Genomic DNA, 18,559 nt, shown 5'->3' on the forward strand with positions numbered 1-18,559 from the left:
GCATGACGCGGAGGCTCTGTCGAGTTTCCGTCGGGCTTGTTTCCGGGTAGCGGTGATGCATGAGCGCGACTGAGGACAGCGGCTACATCAGCTGGCTGCGGGAAACGTCCATGCTCGCGCACGCGGAGCGGATCGCCGGCCAGTTCTCCGGCGTCGGGGGTGGGCCCTTCGCCAACCCGGATCCGGCCTCGGCCGCCGCCGGGTCGTCGGTGTGGTTCACCGCGTACCCCGTCTCCATGATCACGAAGCCGGGGGAATCGTTCCTGGGCACACTCGCCGATGATCAGTTGTGGCGGGCGTTCGAGGAGATCGGCATCGGCGCCGTGCACACCGGGCCGCTCAAGCGAGCCGGCGGCCTCTTCGGCCGGGAACCGACACCCAGCGTCGACGGCTACTTCGACCGGATCAGCACCGAGATCGACGGGGTGTTCGGCACCGACCAGGAGTTCCGGCGGATGTGCCAGGTCGCGGCCGCGCACGGCGGCATCGTCATCGACGACATCGTGCCCGGCCACACCGGCAAGGGACCGGACTTCCGGCTGGCCGAGATGAAGGTCGGCGACTATCCGGGCATCTACCACATGGTCGAGATCCCGGAGTCCGACTGGCACCTGCTGCCGGCCGTCCCACCGGGCCGCGACTCGGTCAACCTCGACGCCGACGCCGAGGCCTGTCTCACCCGGGCCGGGTACATCGTCGGCCGGCTGCAACGGGTGATCTTCCACGAGCCCGGCGTCAAGGACACCAACTGGAGCGCCACCGCGCCGGTCACCGGCGCCGACGGCGTGGTCCGCCGCTGGGTCTACCTGCACTACTTCAAGGACGGCCAGCCGTCGATCAACTGGCTGGATCCGACGTTCGCCGGGATGCGCCTGGTGATCGGCGACGCCCTGCACTCGCTCGGCACCCTCGGCGCCGGCGCACTCCGGCTCGACGCCAACGGCTTCCTCGGCGTCGAGAAGAGCACCACGCCCGGAGCGCCGGCCTGGTCGGAGGGGCACCCGCTCTCCGAGGCGGTCAACCATCTGGTCGCCAGCATGGTCCGCAAGGTCGGCGGTTTCACGTTCCAGGAGCTCAACCTGTCGGTCGAGGACATGAAGAAGACCTCCGACAAGGGCGCCGACCTCTCCTACGACTTCGTCAGCCGTCCCGCGTACGTCCACGCCCTCGCCACCGGCGACACCGAGTTCCTGCGCCTGACCCTCAACATCGCCCTGCAGCTGGGACTGCAGCCGATGCGGCTGGTGCACGCCCTGCAGAATCACGACGAGATGACGTACGAATTGGTGCACTTCACCAGCGCCCATGCCGGTGAGCGTTACCCGTTCCGCGGAGCCGAGATCCTCGGCAGCGATCTCGCCGCGACCGTCCGCGGCGAGCTGATCGACCGCCTGACCGGTCCCCGTGCGCCCTACAACAGCATCTTCACCACCAACGGCATCGCCTCGACCCTCGCCACGATCATCACGGCGTCACTGGGCCATGCCGACATCACCAACCTGGACCCGTCCCAGATCGAACGCGTCAAGCAGGCCCACCTGCTGCTGGCGATGTTCAACGCGTGGCAGCCCGGCGTCCTCGCCCTCTCCGGCTGGGACCTGTGCGGCATGCTGACGCTGCACCGCTCCCAGGTCCCCGGCCTGCTCGGCAGCGGCGACACCCGCTGGCTGCACCGTGCCGCCTACGACCTGATGGACTACCGCCCGGACGCCACCGAATCCCCGTCCCGCATCCCGCGCGGCCGCAGCTTGTACGGCTCCCTGCCCCAGCAACTCGCCGACCCCACGTCGTTCGTCTCCCGGCTGCGCCGCATCCTGGACCTGCGCTCCCGCTCCGGCCTGGCCACCGCCGTCCAGCTGGACGTCCCACCCGTCTCGACTCCGCCGCTCCTCGCGATGATCCACCAGCTGGACGGCGGCCGGATCCAGGCCACCGTGCTGAACTTCGCCCCCCATCCCGTCACCGGCCACTTCACGTCCGCACACCTCCCGGCCGGCACCGAACTCCTCGACATGGCCACCAACAGGTTGATCACCGTGGTCGACGCCGCCAACACCGCGCACGTGACCGTCGCCGCCCACGACGGCCTGTCTCTCGCCCCGCGCTGACACCTTCTGTGGGCTGGGCAGGGTTCGGCGGCGGTTGGTGGAGAGATCTGTGCGGGTGCGGTAGCCGTCGATCAGCCCGGTGCGGTCTCCTCCGGGCCGGGGGCCGCGAGGAGCCGTCCGAGAATCCGCCTTCGGCGCCGCCCGGCGGGTAGGTACTGCGGCTCCCGTTGACGCATGGGGTTCCCGAACGCCGGCACACCTGCAGCGGATGTACCTACACCCACTGTGGGTGTGGCCGCTCATCCGGAAGGTCTCCCGCCCGACAATGCCGGCCGCCGCACGCACTGTGCACTGCCAGCCGGGGCGGGTCCGGCCGGCTCGAAGGAAGGGCAGGCTGGTGCGGCGGCCGGCCCTGGAAGCCGGCTGAGTTGTCGGGCTGTTGGTCAGAGCATGGCGATGATCGGGGAGACCGCACCTTAGTGCTTCAGTTCTGAAGTGCTTCGGGGGTTGACGGTTTGGGGCCTGGATACGGGCCATCGGTGATCGGGCTGATGAGGACGTCGCAGACGAAGTCGAGGGCTTCTTCGGTGGTGCCGCTGAACCAGTACTGGTCTTCGTAGCTGTTGTTGCTGGCCCGGTAGGTGGCCAGGTGCCAGCGGTGGGCGGATCCGCTGTACCGCAGCCGCATCAGCGGCAGCTGTTGGCCGCCGGTCAGCTCAACGGTGACGTAGGCGAACTGGCCGCGGTAACGGACGTCCACTGCAATCAGCTGCGGCCAGTTCGCCTTGGCTCGCGCCCGTAGCCGTTGCGGCAGCGACGTCTTGGTGGAAGCGGGAATGACCGGCATGGAAGCACATCCTGCCGCCTCCGGCGTGTCCTGCTGTCCTGCGGCGCGCCAGCCCGGCATCCTCGACCGGCCCTCAAGCGAGATCATCTTCGATGGAAGCTGGCCGGTGCCCGTCCCTCACGCACGCCCGATCATCCTGACCGTTGCCGAACGACGCAGGCTCACCGCCCTGGCCCACTCCCACACCGCCGCATACCAGCAGGTTATCCGGGCCCGGATCGTCTGTGATGCCGCCCGCGGGCACTCCAACGCCGCGATCGCCCGCCGGCACGAGGTCACTGTCGACACGGTGCGCCGCTGGCGGGGCAGGTTCGCCGACGAAGGCCTGCCCGGGCTGGCCGACCGGTCCCGGCCGGGACGGCCACCACGATTCACCGCGGTCCAGGTCGCCGAGGTCAAAGCCCTGGCCTGCCAACTGCCGGCCGAGACCGGCACACCCTTGTCGAAGTGGACCTGTCCGGATCTGGCCGCCGAGGCCGTCGGCCGGGGCATCGTCGCGGCGATCTCGGCGTCCACCATCCGCCGGATCCTGGCCGACGACACGATCAAGCCCTGGCAGCACCAGTCCTGGATTTTCATCCGCGACCCGCGGTTCGCTGTCAAAGCCGGCCGGGTGCTCGGCCTCTACGCCCGCACCTTCGACGGCGTCGGTCTCGGCGACGACGAGTATGTGATCTCCAGCGACGAGAAGACCAGCATCCAGGCCCGCTGCCGCTGCCACCCCACCCTGCCGCCCGGCGTCGCCCGGATGATGCGGGTCAACCACGAATACCAGCGCAAAGGCGCTCTCGCTTATCTGGCCGCCTACGACGTCCACCAGGCCCGCGTCTTCGGACACTGCTCACCCAAGACCGGAATCGGCCCGTTCATGACCCTGGCCGAGCAGGTCATGGCCCAAGAGCCCTACGCGTCGGCGAAGCGGGTGTTCTGGGTGGTCGACAACGGCTCGTCTCACCGCGGCCTGGCCGCGGCCGACCGCCTCACAAAGCGGTTCCCGAACGCGGTCATGGTCCACACCCCGGTCCACGCCTCCTGGACGAACCAGATCGAGATCTACTTCTCGATCATCCAGCGCAAGGTCCTCACACCCAACGACTTCACCAGCCTTGACCAGGTCGAAGACCGGCTCACCGCCTTCGAGCAGCGCTACAACGCGACCGCCCGGCCGTTCAGATGGAAGTTCACCCCGGCCGACCTCGAGGACCTCATGGCCCGGATCGAGCGACACGAACAGAAAGAGCAGAACCCCCAGCAACCCGCCGGCTGCGATCACCAGCCTGCCCCACTCGCCCTGGCCGCATAACCCTCGAAGGATTTACAAGCTCAAGCACTTAGTCGGGGCATCGTGCGGGGATGAGACGGCCGCAACCGCCGCGGTGGGGCGCGCTCAGGGGCCGAGGCGGAGGACCTCGCCGAGGCGCATGCGGCGATTGGCCAGGCTTTCGACCGCTACCACCACCGCTAGGGCTGCCGTGAGCAGCAGGAACGCGGCCGGCACCAGCAACGGGTCCAGGGTGGAACGGCCGGTCACGCCGGCACTGAAGCTGGGCAGGTCGAGGGCCGGGCCGAGCAGGCGGGGGAGCAGGACACCGACCGACCCGCCTGCCACGAAGGCGGCCGCGACCAAGGGCGCCACCTCGTAGATCAACAGATGGCGGCCCTGCCGAAGGGAGAGGCCCATCGTGCGCAGCCGGGACAGGGAACGGCCGCGACCGGGGGCGTCGGCGAGGACGGACAGGGCGACGGCGAGCAGGGCGAGCACGGCGGCACCGGCAGCGCCCGTGGTGTAGGCGAAGGCGAGCACGCCGTTGACACCTCCGCGGCCGAGAGCGGCGCGGTGGGCGGACCACGTGGTCACTGTGGCGGGCCGGGCCAGCTCGTCCGGCGTGACGGGCCGGCCGAGGACACGCTCAAGGTTCGCCTGCTGGCCCTGGTCGCCGGCCACGCGCAGCGCATCGGTGGAGAAGCCGTCGCCCGAGACGAGGAAGCGGTTGGGGATCAGCGGCTGGAATCCGGGGACCGGCAGCGCCTGCGAAGGGAGCGCGATGAAACGGCGGGCACCGGGTTGCAGGGTGGGCAGAGAGCCGGTGACAGCGGCGACGCGGAACCGGTAGCGCCGGCCCTGCACGTCGACGATGCCGCCGGAACCGATCTCGGCAGCGACCTCGGGTGACACGACGGCCGGCACGGGACCGTCGGCCGGTGCCGGGTCGGCGGTGGGCGGTCGGGTGAGCACCGCCGGGAGTCCGGCTCTCAGGACGGGGGCCGCCGCGGAGCCGTCGATGACCAGGAGTTGGGCCTGCACCGGCTCACCGGACGCGCCGGTCAGGCCGGTCCCCGAGGAGAGCACCAGCGGGGCGACCGCGTCGACGCCGGGGACCGCCGCGAGGGCACGGGTCGTGTCCGGGGCGAACGCGAAGCCGTCGACGCGGGCGTCGGCGGCCGTCTCCTGATCGGTGGCGCGGTCGCGGGCGTCGCTGACAGTCCCGCTGACGGAGGCGGTGAACACACCGGTCGCCACCGCGACGACCAGGACCGCCAGCGGCCAGAACTGGACCGGGGAGCCGCGGCCGGCGCGAGCCAGACCGAGAAACGGCACGGCGCCGCGGGCTCGGGCGGTCACCCGCCCGAGCCGGCTCAGCGGCCAGGGCAGCAAGCGGACGGTGAGCAGAGCCGCAGCCGTTCCCAGCAGCACCGGGACCGACACCAGGTACGGGTCGACGCCGTCGGCGGCGGCGAGCCCGCGCTGCCGGACCAACACCACGCCGAGCACCGCCAACAGCAGCACGAACAACTCCGCGCAGAGCCGCCGCGCAGAGCCCGCGCCACCACGACCGGCGAGCAAGGCCGCGGAAGACGAATCTACGAAGGACGAGTGGGCAGCGGGCGAGGAGGCAGACGGCGAACGGGTCGACGGCAGTCGGGCCGCGAACAGAGGGGTGGCGAACAGCGCCAGCAGACCGACGGCGGCGAGCAGGATCCCGTCTCCCGGGTCGGGCCGGCCCGGCACGAGCTGCGCGAGCAGGCGGCCACCGAGAACCATCACCGGTACGACCAGCGCGGTCTCCCGCAACGTCCGCCCCACCACCACGCGGGTCCCTGCCCCGCGCGCCCGGAGCAGCGCGAACTCCGCCCGCCGCCGGTCGACGACCAGCTGTGCGGTGAGCACGATCAACCCGGCCACGGTGGCGAGAAGACCGGCACGGACCACCGCGAGCATCGCCCGTACCCCGCGCAGCTGTCGCTCGAAGCCGGCCAGCGCGGTATCGAGGCCGGTGATCAGCGAGGCCTGCGCTGCCGGCGCGGCACGCCGCGCCGTGCTCACCGCGCGGGAGATCGACGCCAGGTCGGCGGCCCGCACCCGCTCCACGGCGAGCGCGTAACGCCACTCGTAGGCCAGCACCCCGGTGGCCCGCCCGGCCCGGGTGATCCCGGCGATGTCGGTGAGCAGGGTGATCCGGGAGGTCATGCCCTCGCGCGGATCCACGCAGCCGATCGGCTCGGTGGCCGACGCCGCCCAGTACGCCGAAGCAGCGTCGTCGGGCTGGAAGACGCCGACGACCGTGACCGGCGCCGACCCGGTGTTGCTCTCGAGCCGCAGCGTGGAACCGGGCCGCAGCCCGGGCGCATCCGTCGTGACCAGCACCTCGGTGGTCGCCGCAGGCCGGGGCAGCCGCCCGGAGATCAATCGCAGCGCGGTGTCGAAGCCACTCTGGTAGCGCAGCCGCACCTCCGGACGGCAGCTTCCGGAATACGGAGGCGGGCCGGACGGCCGGATGTCGGTCGGCCCGGTGGTCGCCGAGAACCAGCGGTCGCGCACGAGCCCCGGCAACGGCGCCGGCAGCCCCGCCTCCCATGCCGGCAATCTCGCGGCGGCGGAGGCGGGCGGGACCTCGAACGGAACCGAGGACCCGGCCCGGTGGACCAGATCACGGGTGACCGCCGGCAGCGCACCGAGATCGGCGCGCAGCCCCTGGTCGGTGAGGGTATTGGCCGCCCTGGGCAAGGCGCTGACCAGCACGGCAGCGGCGAAGGCCAGGACGGCCAGCAGGGCGAGATGACCCGCGAACGCCCGGGCCCGGCGCAGGGTCAGCCTCATCCGCGCGCCACCTCCCCCGTAGATTCGCCGCGTAGCGAGGGCTGACTATATGCCGGAGGTACGACAGGTCTGAGCTAGCCTGGGCCGCGATGTCGCTCAGTTCGCGTGAGGTCGATCTGTTCGAGCGCTCCCGGGGCCGCCTGGAGGCGATCGCCTACCGGATGCTGGGCTCGGCCGGCGACGCCGAGGACGCGGTCCAGGACACCTTTCTGCGCTGGCAGGCGGCCGCCCGCGAGCACATCGAGACGCCCGAGGCCTGGCTGACCAGGGCGCTCACCAACGTGTGCCTCAACCAGCTCAGCTCGGCGCGGGCCCGCCGGGAGACGTACGTGGGGCAGTGGCTGCCGGAGCCGGTGCTGGCCGGCGACCGGATGCTCGGCCCGGCCGAGACCGTCGAGCAGCGCGAGTCGGTCTCCATCGCCGTGCTCGCGCTGATGGAGCGGCTGTCCCCGCACGAGCGGGCGGTGTACGTCCTGCGCGAGGCCTTCGGCTACCCGCACGCCGGCATCGCCGAAATCCTCGACCTCACCGAGGCGAACTGCCAGCAGATCTACCGGCGCGCCAAGCAGCACCTGGCCACCGGACGGTCCCGCCGGGCGATCGACGCCGCCGAGGCCCGCAGGATCGCCGAGGAGTTCCTGGCCGCGGCCCTCAGCGGCGACGTGGATGCGCTGGTGCGGCAGCTGGCCGGCGACGCGGTCAGCGTGGCCGACGGCGGCGGCGAGGTGCCGGCCCGCACCACCCCGATCGTCGGCGCCCTGGCCATCGCCCGGTTCGTGCGCAGTTCGCTGCGGCCCACGGTCGCCGAGCGGTTCGTCGGCGCCGAGGTCACCCTGCACGCCGCCGTCGTCAACGACGGTCCGGCGGTGGTGGCGGTGACCGGCGGCCGGGTGATCGGGGTGATCTCCCTCGAAGTCACCGCGGACGGGATCGCCGCGCTGCACATCCAGGCCAACCCCGGGAAGCTGGCCCGCGTCACCGAGCATTGGTGAGCCAGGTCATAGCCCGTACCTGTCAGGGATCGTGCCGCTGTCCGGTTCAGGAGGCGAGCACGCCCACACAGACGGGAGCACCGCCATGAAGCACCGCATCGTCGTTCTCGGGGCCGGGTACGCCGGGACCCACGCCGCCGGCCGCCTCGCCCGCCGCCTGCACGCCGCCGACACCGAGATCACGCTGGTCAACGCGGACAGCGAGTTCGTCGAGCGGGTCCGGCTGCACCAGGTCGCGGCCGGGCAGGACCTGCCGCGGCGCCGGTTGAGCGACGTCTACGCCGGCACGCCGGTCACGGTACGCCAGGCGCGGGTCACCGCAGTCGACGCCGGCAACCGGACCGTGCAGCTGGACGACGGGGAACTCGGCTACGACACCCTGGTCTACGCCCTCGGCAGCACGAGCGACGATCACGGCGTGCCCGGGGTGGCCGGATACGCGTACCCCCTCGCCGGTCTGGACGCCGCGATGCGCCTGCGTGAGCGGCTCTCCGGCCTGGCTCCGGGCTCGGCCGTGCTGGTCGCCGGCGGCGGCCTCACCGGCATCGAGGCGGCCACCGAGATCGCCGAGTCCCGGCCTGACCTGACCGTGGCGATCGCCGCCCGCGACGGCGTCGGCGACTGGCTCAGCGACAAGGCGCAGCGGCACCTGCGGACCGTCTTCGGACGGCTCCGCATCACCGTCCACGAGCACGCCGCCATCACCGCTGTCGAGGCGGACGGCGTGCGCACCGGCAGCGGACGGATCCCGGCCGACCTGACGGTCTGGGCCGCCGGTTTCACCACCCACCCGATCGCCGCCGCCAGCGCCCTGCAGGTCGCGGCGAACGGCCAGATCGTGGCGGACGCGACCATGCGCTCGGTGTCACACCCCGAGGTGTACGCCGTCGGCGACGCCGGCATCACGGACGGCCCGGGCGGCAAGCCGCTGCGGATGTCGTGCGCCTCCGGCATCCCGATGGCCTGGCAGGCGGCCGACTCGATCGCCGCCCGTCTGACCGGCCGCAGCCTTCCGAAGTCCCCGGTGCGCTACTTCTCGCAGTGCATCAGCCTGGGCCGCCGCGACGGCATCATCCAGGTGGTCACCGCCGACGACCGGGCCACGTCGACCGCTGTCACGGGTGCCCTGGCCGCCCGCATGAAGGAGCTGGTCTGCGCGGGGGCGGGCTGGAGCATCGCGCACCCGACCGTTCTGCTGCCGACCCGCCGCCGCCGGATTCAGTTGCCGACCTCGAGCGCGGCCATGAAGGCGGTCGGGTAACGGTCGCCGCGGGCCGAGCCCGCCGGCACGGCCTCCTCGATCTCGGCGAGGGCTTCGGCGGTCAGCTTCAGGTCCGCGGCGGGCAGGGCTTCGGACAACCGCTGCCGGGTACGCGCACCGACCAGCGGAACGACGTCCGGGCCCTGCGCCGCCACCCACGCGATGGCCAGCTGGCCGACCGTGCATCCGTGCGCCGCGGCGACCCGTCGCAGCGCGTCGACCAGCGCGAGGTTGTGTTCCACGTTCCCGGCCGCGAACCGCGGGCTCACGTTGCGCATGTCCCCGGCCCGCCCGGGCGTCCAGTCCCCGGCGAGCAGGCCCCGGCCGAGTACGCCGTACGCGGTCATCCCGATGCCCAGCTCCCGCAACGCCGGCAGCACCTCGGCCTCCACCGCGCGGGACAGCAGCGAGTACTCGATCTGCAGGTCGGCGACCGGGTGCACGGCGTGCGCCCGGCGGATCGTGGCGGCGCCGACCTCGGACAGCCCGACGTGCCGCACGTACCCGGCGTCGATCATCTCCTTGATCGCGCCGACCGTGTCCTCGATCGGCACGTCCGGGTCGAGCCGGGCCGGCCGGTAGACGTCGATGTGGTCGACGCCGAGGCGGGTCAGCGAGTACGCGAGGAAGTTCTTCACCGACCCGGGCCGCCCGTCCTGACCGCCGAAGACGTGGCCGGGCCCGCGCAGCTGCCCGAACTTGACGCTGAGCTGGTAACTGTCCCGGTCCCGCCCGCGCAGGGCCTCGGCGAGCAGCAGCTCGTTGTGCCCCATGCCGTAGAAGTCGCCGGTGTCGATCAGGGTGACGCCGGCGTCGAGCGCGGCGTGCACGGTGGCGATGGCCTCCGCCCGGTCGGCCGGCCCGTACGCCTCACCCGACATGCCCATCGCGCCGAGTCCCAACGTGCTGCCGTGAGTTCGTGTCTGCATGCGGTGAAGCCTGCGCGGGTTCGCGGCGGCGCGGGAGCGGAGCGTTCATCGTGGGAGAGCCGCTCCCTGGCTGGTGGTACATCCCGCGGGGCAGCATGGGTGCATGCAGCGTGACCAGCTCGCCGACTTCCTGCGCCGCCGCCGGGAGGCGATCCGCCCGGCCGAGGTCGGCCTGACCGGCGGCCCCCGCCGGCGCACCGCGGGCCTGCGCAGGAGGTGGCCGATCTGCGCGCGGTGGCCGGCCGCCGGTCCGGCGATCCCACGGTCACCGGGTTGGTCGAGCGGTTGCGGGCGGCGAGCGCCGACTTCCGCCGGCTCTGGGACGAGCACGAGGTGGCGGTGCGCCGGGCCGACCAGAAGACGCTGGTGCATCCGCGGGTCGGCCCGCTGCTGATGGACTGCGAAACCCTGGTCACCCCGGATCTGGGCCAGCAGCTGCTGGTGTTCACACCGGCGGACACCGCGGCCCGGGAACGGCTGGAACTGCTGCGCGTGCTCGGCACCGAGGAGTTCGCTGCCGGGACAGGCCACTAGCCGACAGGACCACCGATCCGTGGCGCGACCGGCCTAGACTTCGGGTTCCACGGATGGAGTGCGGCATGGTGGAGCCGGCCGGCGGGTTCGACGACCTGATGTTCCGGGATACCGTGCGCCGGCACGTCGGCGCTCCCCGTTTCGCCCGCCGTGACTGGCTCGCCGCCGAGGTGTCCGCGGCGCTCGACGACCCGCAGTGCCGGCTGGTGCTGCTCACCGGTGAGCCCGGTGCCGGCAAGAGCGGCCTGCTCGCCCAGCTCGCCGACGATCATCCGCACTGGCCGGTCTACCTGCTGCGCCGCGACCAGCGGGCGCCGCTGGCCGACGGCAGCGCCCGCTCGTTCCTGCTGCGGATCGGCTTCCAGCTGGCGGCGGCGCGGCCCGAGCTGCTCGCCGCCGACCAGGTGCGGATCACCGTGGACCAGCGGATCGGGCCGGTCGGCGAGGACGGCAGCGTGGTGGCCGCCGAGGTGCAGCGCATCCTGGGTTCGCCGTTTCATCAGGCCGTGATCGAGGTCCATCAGCAGGTCGAGGCGGCCGGCGGGGCGGTCGCCGGCGTACGGGTCGGTGAGTGGGTGGCCGACCCGCGCCGCCTCGACCTGGCCGACCTGTCCGCGATGGCACTGCTCGACCCGGCCCGGGTGCTGGCCCGTCTGGACCCGGCCGGTCAGCTGGTGGTCCTCGTCGACGCGCTCGACGAACTGGCCGGCGCCCCCGACGCGGGTGAGTCGCTGACGGCCTGGCTGGACGCCACCGCGCTGCCCGGCAACGTGCGCGTGGTGGTGGCGTCGCGGCCGGACAGCGCGCTGCGGCGGCTGGCCGACCGGCACGGCGAGGCGGTGCGCGAGGTGCGGATCGACGCGGCCGACGTGCGGGTCCGCTCCGACCTGCGTACCTATGCGGGAACCCTGGCCGCTGAGCTCGTGGACGGCGGCGAGCGGGAGCGGTTCGTGGCGGACGTCGTGGACAAGGCGGACGGCAACCTCGGCTACCTCGACGCACTCGGCCGGGCCGCGGACCGGGCCGAGCCGGGCGATCTGGCCGCGCTGCTGAGCCTGGACGACCTGCCGGGCGACCTGATCGCGTTGCACGCGTTCTTCCTGCGCCGGCTGCGGGCCGGGCCGGGCAGCCGTTCGGTGCTCGTCGAGGATCCGGCGAGCGGGGCGATGCTGCCGGTCGAGGCCTGGCCGGCTGTGCTCCGGCCGCTGCTGCAGACGCTGTGTGTCGCCTTCGGGCCGCTGACGATCGATCAGCTGGCCGGACTCAGCGGGACCCCGGTGCGGCACGCCGAGGTCGCTGCCGCCGTCGACCAGCTCAGCCAGTTCCTGGACCGGCGCGGCGACCGGTACGAGCTGTACCACGCCACGTTCGCCGAGTTCATGACCGCGCCGGGCACCCGCGCCGACCCGGACACCGCCGCGCTGCACGTCGACCCGGTCGAGGCGCACGGAAGGCTGGCCCGGCGGTTGGGAGCCGGTGACATCTGGGCGCAGACCGCAGGGGACCGGGCGGAGGAACAGGCGCGTAAGGCGTACGCCCGCGATCACCTGATCGACCACCTGGAAGCCGGCGCCCTGTGGGCGGAGCTGTTCGCGACGCTCGACGACCCGGCTTGGGTGCGCGGCCGCGCCGACCTGGATCCCAGCACCTTCGCACTCTGCGCGGACCTGGACGCGGGCCGCCGTGCGGCCGCGCGACCCGGCGTGACCGGCGACGAGGCCCTGGCGCTGCTGCCCCGGCTGTGGCGGTATTCGCTGCTGCGGCACAGCCTGTCCAGCCATGCCGACGCCTACCCGGACAGCGGCTACCTCGCGATGGCCCTGACCGGCGACGTCGACCGGGCGGTCGAACTCGCGCACCTGATCAGCAGACCGCTGCGACGGGTCCTGGTCCTGACCCGGATCGCGGCCGCGCTCGGCCGGGCCGACGCCGAGGACGACGACGTGGCGCACCTGATCGATCTGGCCGTCGTCGCCGCTGCTCAGGTGGTGGATCCGGACGAGCAGCGGCAGGCCGGCGCGATCGTGCTGGGCAGCTGTGGCGGCGCGTTCAGCCGGGGCGCCGGGGTGTACGCCTCGACGCTGGAGCTCCTGGAGAGCCTGATGAAGCGGCCGTCCGGGCTGACGGATCTCGTGACCTGGCTCGGCGGGCTGATCATGCTGCTCCACCGGGCCGGCGCCGACGACGACGTCAGCCGCCTGCTCGACGACCTGCTGGGGCAGCTCAACGAGCGGGTCGACGATCCGGATCGCGGCGCCGCGCTGGCCATGCTCGTCGGGGTCGCGGTGGACATCGGCGCCGAGTCGCTGGCTCGCGAGGCGGCCGGCGCTCTCGGCCACGGCTGGGATCTGATCACGGCAGCCACCGAGCTGGCCCGGTCGCCGACCGGAAAGGAGCTGGCCGCCGAGCTGCTGACCGGGCTGGCGGAGAGCCCGGAGTTCGGCAGCGCGGATGCCGCCGCGGAATTCCATTCGCGGATGGCGACCGCATGGTCGGCCCTCGGCGACGAGTCCCGCGCCGCCGCGGCGCGGGCGGTGGCCGTCGACGAGATCCGGACCGTGCCGCAGCCCGACGTTCCGCTCCTGGCCGGGATCGTCACCATGCTGGACGTCGCCGGCGAGCAGGACCGGCTGGAAGAGATGTGTGGATGGCTGCTCGATGTCGGCCTCGCCTCGATCCACCACCCCGAGCCCGGCGGGACGACCCAGTTCAACCTGTACGCCGTTGAGCTGATCACCCCCCTGATGGTGGCCCGCCGGCTGGACGACGCACTTACGCTGGCCCGCGCCCTGACCCCGCCGGAACGGCCTGGGGTGCTCGAGGCCCTGGCCCGCTTCCACCTGGAGTTCGGGCGGATCGACGACGCGCTGGAGCTGGCCGACGAGACCGCCCGGGCCGAGGCGGAGACGTCGAGCCGGGTGTCGTTCGCCAGGCCGGACGACCCCCTCGAGGACGTGCGGAACGAGCAGCGGATCCGGTGCGCCGTGGCCGCCAAGATCGCGGCGGAGGGGGACGACGACCGCGCCCTCGGGGTCGCCCGCGGGCTGACCGACCGGTACGCCCGGATCCACGCGGTGGCTGCCGTGGCCGAGGCCCGCGCCGCCCGGCTCACCGACGAGGACTCGGCCGCCGCCGGCGAACTGCTCGCCGAGGTGCACCGGGAACTGCGGGTCAGCGATTGGCGCCCGGGTGACCATGTGCTGGCCGACGGCCGGCTGCGGATCCTCATCGCCGCCCGCGCGTGGGACCTGGCCGACGAGGCGTCTTTTGACCTGGTCGAGGCGTTGCTCGCGGCGGGCGAGACGGCCCGCGCACGCCAGCTGGTCGACGCCGAGAACAGCCGCTGGGCAGTCAGCCGGCTGATCGCGCTGGACCCCGGACTCGAGGAGGTGCTCGCCAAGGCGCGGGCGGTCGACGATCCGCAGCAGCGGGCCGAGGCTCTGATCCTGGTGGCCGACTGGCTGATCGGCAGAGAGGACGAGCGTGCCGGCGCAGTGCTGGACGAAGCGGCCGCCGAGCTGAGCCGGATCGAGACGTTCGGATTCCGGCCCACTCCCTGGCCGGACGTCTGCCGGTGCCTGCTCCGCCTCGGACGTCCCGAGCGGGCGGTGCGTCTCGCGAGTGAGCTGATCGATGTGGACGCCTACGACGGCGCTGTCGCGTTCCGGATGCTGGCTGCGGAGACCCGCAGGCGTGGCGGGCCGCTGGAGGCGACGTCCCTGCTGGCGAGGGCCGACGTGGCGGCGGCCGGGCTGGGCTGGCGCGGGGACCGGGTCCGGGCCGCCGTGCGGGCCGAGTTCGCCGCGGGCGGGGACGTCGAGCGGGCCCTGCACGGGCTGCCCGACGACTGGACGGGCGATGCGGCCCGGGCCGCCGTGGCCCAGCAGCTGGCCGAGGACGGGCAACCGCTCGCCGCGATCCACCTGCTGCCGGCCGCCGACCGCGAGTCCCGGCCCGAGGAGCACCTGGCGGTGCTCGACGCCCTGATCACCGCCGGCGAACACGAAGCCGCCGAGACGCTGGCCCGCTCGATCGAGGCGGCCACCTACCGGGCGGTCGCGCTGGCCCGGCTGGCCCGTGGCGCCTCCGCCGCAACGAAAGCGGCCGAGGCGCTCGCCGTGCTGGACGCTGTCGACGGCACCGCCGAGGAGCCGCTTGCCGCCGAGGAGGTGGGCCGGGCCCTGGTCGCCACCGGCGCGCGCGACACCCTGCTGACCGCCGTACGCGCCTGGTGGTCGACCGCAGCGGACCGCGAACACCTCACCGCCCGCCTGACCGCGGTGGCTCCGCTGCTCGCCGATCATCCGGCCCTCGCGGCCGAGCTGGCCGAAGCCCACCCGGCCGTCGAGGACCTGCTGCGCACCCTCTAACCGGTCAGCACGACCAGTTCCCGGGTGGCCCGGGTCATCGCCACGTACCGGTCCACCGCCCCTTCGATGCCGACGCCGAAGTCGTCCGGGTCGACGACCACGACCAGGTCGAACTCGAGGCCCTTGGACAGTTCCGGGGTCAGCGACCGGATCCGGTCGGTCCCGGGGAACGCCGGGTGGCCGATGACGCAGGCGATCCCTTCCTCGTTCGCGGCCAGCCAGGCGTTCAGGATTGCGTCCAGCTCGCTGATCGGGCCGTGCCGGACCGGCACACCGCTGCTGCGGATCGAGGTCGGCACGTTGGCGTCCGGCAGGGCGGCCCGGATGGCCGGTTCCGCTGCCGCCATGACTTCCGAAGGCGTGCGGTAGTTGATGCTCAGCGACGCCAGCTCCACCTGCTCGATCCCGGCCCGTGCCAGGCGTTCCCGCCACGACTCGGTGAACCCGTGCCGGGCCTGCGCGCGGTCGCCGACGATGGTGAAACTGCGCGACGGGCAGCGCAGCAGCAGCATCTGCCACTGCGCGTCGGTCAGCTCCTGCGCCTCGTCCACGACGATGTGCGCGAACGGGCCGGCCAGCAGGTCCGGTTCGGCGCTGCCCAGCGCGGCCGAGTCGACCAGGACGTCCTGGAAGTCCTCGCCGTGCAGCATGCTGAGCAGGCCCATCCCGTACTCGTCGTCGGCGTGCTCGCGCAGGTCGTCGACCACCCGCAGCTTGCGTTCGCGCTCGGCGGTGACGGCCGCCTCGTGGCGGTGCCGGCGGCGGGTCTCCTCCGGGTCGCCGAGCCGCTGGCGGGCCGCGTCCAGCAGCGGCAGGTCGTCGACCGTCCACGCCCGGGGGTCCGGGCGCTGCAGGGCGCGGATCTCGTCGGTGCTCAGCCAGGGCGCGCATTTGCGCAGGTAGGCCGGGACCGACCAGAGGTCGGCGACCACGTCGGCGGCCTCCAGCAGCGGCCAGGCACGGTTGAACGCCGTACGCAGATCCCGGTTTCCGCGCAGCGACACCTCGTGCTTGTCGGCGAGGATCGTGAGCAGCTCCTCCCAGACCAGCTCACGGGCCTCGTTGTGCGGGACGCCGGCCTCGGCCGCCTCGAACGCCAGCGCCCAGTCCGCGGCGGTCACCCGGATGTCGGCGTCCTCGGTCTCGACGGTCAGGCCCTTGGCGGGCGGCTCCTCGTAGAACCGCACGGCCGCCTCGATCGCCCGGACCAGCCCGGCCGACGACTTCAGCCGGGACACCTCCGGGTCGGTCTCGCCCGCCGCGGTAGCGCCCTCGGCGACCAGATCGCGCAGCGTGCAGGTCTGCACGTCCTCCTCGCCGAGGTTGGGCAGCACGTCGGCGACGTAGTTCAGGTACGGCTGGTGCGGGCCGACGAACAGCACGCCGCCGCGGCGCTGGTTCAGGCGCGGGTCGTGGTAGAGCAGGTAGGCCGTACGGTGCAGGGCCACCACGGTCTTGCCCGTGCCCGGCCCGCCGTCCACGATCAGCGCGCCCTGCGACCCGGCCCGGATGATCGCGTCCTGGTCGGCCTGGATGGTGCCGAGCACGTCACGCATCTTCGGCGAACGGTTGGTGCCCAGGCTGGCGATGAACGCGGACTGGTCGTCGAGCGAGGCGTGGTGCCCCTCGAACTCGTCGGCGGCGAACACCTCGTCCCAGTAGTCGGTGATCCGGCCCCGCGTCCACCGGTACCGGCGGCGGCTGACCAGGCCCATCGGGTTGGCGTGGGTGGCGCCGAAGAACGGCTCGGCGGCCGGCGACCGCCAGTCGAGCAGCAGCCGGCCACCCTCGCCGTCGGTCAGGCCGAGCCGCCCGATGTACACCGGCGGCGATCCGTCCGCGGGCACCATGTGCCCCAGACAAAGATCAAGACCGAACCGGCGCAGCGTACGCAGGCGCGCGGTCAACCGGTGCACCTCGTTGTCCCGCTCGACGGCGTGCCCGAGCTCCCCGGCCGGCGCCTGGCGCGCGGCGTGCAGGCGGGCGGTGAGATCGGCGTACGTCTGCTCCAGGCTCGCGGCCATCGCCGCGAAGTGCTTCTCGTCCTCGGCGATCAACGCCGGCTCGGCCTTCGCGGCCAGGTTCTCCGGAAGGTGGAACACGCTGGTGGTCAGTGGGTTCACGCGGTTGAGCTCCGATCCAGGTCGCCTATGAGCAGCGATTTTGCGCCCTGACCCGGGTCTTGCGGCAAGCCCCCCACTCTGCTATAGCTTAGAAATGGAGGGAGCGGTGGCTCCCTTTTTTGCTGCCCTGATCAGCCGCGCCAGCGCAGGTCGGCGACGACTGCCCGGTGATCGGAGGGGTGTATGCCGCCGATCGGGTCGCCGGCGATCTGCACGCCCTCCACGAGCACGTGCTGGTCTTCGCGGCCGGGCCGGAAGAAGATGTGGTCGATGCGCTGATCGACCATCTGCGGGCCGGCCTCCAGCGGCGCCGAGGGGTGGGTCGACGGCAGGGTGATCGCGTCCGGGGCGCCACCACCCGCGATCCAGGCGTCGGTGAGCACGTCGCCGACGCCGCGCAGCACCGGGGAGTCGACCGCGGCGTTCAGGTCGCCCATCAGCAGTACCGGGCACGGCCCGTCGAAGCGCGGGTCGGTGGCCAGGCCGGCGATGAAGTCGCCCTGCGCGATGCGGTCGTCGGTGTACGGAACGCCGTAGTCCAGGCAGGCCGCCACGATCGGCAGCGGGCCCGCCGGATGCTCGACCCGCACGGTCAGCGCGACCGGGTCCCAGCTGCGGTGCCGGGCCGGCATCACCGGGGCCTCGTGGTCGAGGATCGGCCAGCGGCTGAGCACGGCGATGCCCAGATCGAAGCCGGCCTGGTCCGGCGCCGGCGGGTACGACGGTGAGGCGAACACGGCGTGCATGCCCAGTTCCTCGGCGAGCTGATGCGCCTGGCTCGTGCCGTCACCGGCCCAGACCTCCTGCAACGCCACCAAGTCCGGCCGGAGCCGGTCCAGAGTGGCCAGGATGCCGGGCTGCCGGTCGTCCCAGCGCGGACCGAAGCGCCACCAGAGGTTCCACGTCATCGCTCGAAGTGTGTTGTCGGCCATGGGGCTAACCTCCCCGGCCCCACGTACGGTGAAACGATGCGGATCGGCGAGCTGGCGCGGCGCAGCGGGGTGAGCGAGCGGTCCCTGCGCTACTACGAGACCCAGGGGCTGCTGACCTCCGAGCGCACCCCCGGCGGCCACCGGGAGTACGGGGAGTGGGCCGTCGACCGGGTGATCCGGATCCAGATCCTCTACGCCGCCGGCCTCAACAGCAGGACCATCGCCGGGATGCTGCCCTGCATGCGCGACACGGACGGCGGGCCCAGCGAGATCGCCACCCAGCGGCTCGTCGACGACCTGCTGGCCGAGCGGGACCGCATCGACACCCTGATCGGCAACCTGGTCCGGTCCCGCGAGGTTCTCGACGAGGTGATCGGCACCGCGTCGGAGGCGGTGAAACCGCGCTGAAACCGCCGTGATCCGC

General features: G+C 72.7%; 12 protein-coding genes. 7 read left to right on the forward strand and 5 right to left on the reverse strand.

Features of this window, described 5'->3' with window-relative positions; translation table 11 throughout:
* Positions 1-59: 59 nt before the first annotated feature.
* A complete protein-coding gene (treS, locus tag OHA21_RS08640) occupies positions 60-2,108 on the forward strand; it encodes a maltose alpha-D-glucosyltransferase (protein WP_328471979.1) in 2,049 nt (682 codons plus the stop codon).
* Positions 2,109-2,532: 424 nt separating this feature from the next.
* On the opposite strand, the gene OHA21_RS08645 is transcribed toward treS, so the two are convergent.
* Positions 2,533-2,955: a hypothetical protein gene (locus tag OHA21_RS08645; protein WP_328471981.1), complete on the reverse strand. Its 423-nt coding sequence runs from the start codon at positions 2,953-2,955 to the stop codon at positions 2,533-2,535.
* 46 nt (positions 2,956-3,001) lie between these two features.
* Between OHA21_RS08645 and OHA21_RS08650 the strand changes: the two genes are divergently transcribed.
* A complete protein-coding gene (locus OHA21_RS08650) occupies positions 3,002-4,198 on the forward strand; it encodes an IS630 family transposase (protein ID WP_328471983.1) in 1,197 nt (398 codons plus the stop codon).
* Between the two features lie 84 nt (positions 4,199-4,282).
* Here the strand turns inward: OHA21_RS08650 and OHA21_RS08655 are convergent, their stop codons facing one another.
* Positions 4,283-6,994, reverse strand: a complete 2,712-nt coding sequence (locus tag OHA21_RS08655; protein ID WP_328471985.1) for an FtsX-like permease family protein — start codon at positions 6,992-6,994, stop codon at positions 4,283-4,285.
* 89 nt (positions 6,995-7,083) lie between these two features.
* Here OHA21_RS08655 and OHA21_RS08660 point away from each other — a divergent pair, with 89 nt between their 5' ends.
* Positions 7,084-7,986, forward strand: a complete 903-nt coding sequence (locus OHA21_RS08660; protein WP_328471987.1) for an RNA polymerase sigma-70 factor — start codon at positions 7,084-7,086, stop codon at positions 7,984-7,986.
* Positions 7,987-8,071: 85 nt separating this feature from the next.
* Positions 8,072-9,247 (forward strand): NAD(P)/FAD-dependent oxidoreductase, encoded by a 1,176-nt coding sequence (locus OHA21_RS08665; RefSeq protein WP_328471989.1) that lies wholly within the window; start codon positions 8,072-8,074, stop codon positions 9,245-9,247.
* Here the strand turns inward: OHA21_RS08665 and OHA21_RS08670 are convergent.
* A complete protein-coding gene (locus tag OHA21_RS08670; protein WP_328471991.1) occupies positions 9,205-10,176 on the reverse strand; it encodes an aldo/keto reductase in 972 nt (323 codons plus the stop codon). The two genes, OHA21_RS08665 and OHA21_RS08670, sit on opposite strands and share 43 nt — an antisense overlap.
* 216 nt (positions 10,177-10,392) lie before the next feature.
* On the opposite strand from OHA21_RS08670, the gene OHA21_RS08675 reads away from it, so the two are divergent.
* Positions 10,393-10,710, forward strand: coding sequence for an MmyB family transcriptional regulator (locus tag OHA21_RS08675; protein ID WP_328471993.1), 318 nt, complete (start codon positions 10,393-10,395; stop codon positions 10,708-10,710).
* A gap of 65 nt (positions 10,711-10,775) precedes the next feature.
* Positions 10,776-15,080: a hypothetical protein gene (locus tag OHA21_RS08680; protein WP_328471995.1), complete on the forward strand. Its 4,305-nt coding sequence runs from the start codon at positions 10,776-10,778 to the stop codon at positions 15,078-15,080.
* Here OHA21_RS08680 and helR read toward each other — a convergent pair.
* Positions 15,077-17,194 (reverse strand): RNA polymerase recycling motor ATPase HelR, encoded by a 2,118-nt coding sequence (gene helR, locus OHA21_RS08685; RefSeq protein ID WP_328478343.1) that lies wholly within the window; start codon positions 17,192-17,194, stop codon positions 15,077-15,079. The genes OHA21_RS08680 and helR overlap by 4 nt on opposite strands.
* 140 nt (positions 17,195-17,334) lie before the next feature.
* The gene (locus OHA21_RS08690; RefSeq protein WP_328471997.1) at positions 17,335-18,111 is read right to left on the reverse strand and encodes an endonuclease/exonuclease/phosphatase family protein; all 777 of its coding nucleotides are present in this window, start codon (positions 18,109-18,111) and stop codon (positions 17,335-17,337) included.
* A 60-nt stretch (positions 18,112-18,171) separates the two neighbouring features.
* On the opposite strand from OHA21_RS08690, the gene OHA21_RS08695 reads away from it, so the two are divergent.
* Positions 18,172-18,543, forward strand: coding sequence for a MerR family transcriptional regulator (locus tag OHA21_RS08695; protein ID WP_328471999.1), 372 nt, complete (start codon positions 18,172-18,174; stop codon positions 18,541-18,543).
* Positions 18,544-18,559 lie beyond the last annotated feature (16 nt).

This window comes from Actinoplanes sp. NBC_00393 (genome assembly GCF_036053395.1).
Lineage (GTDB): Bacteria > Actinomycetota > Actinomycetes > Mycobacteriales > Micromonosporaceae > Actinoplanes.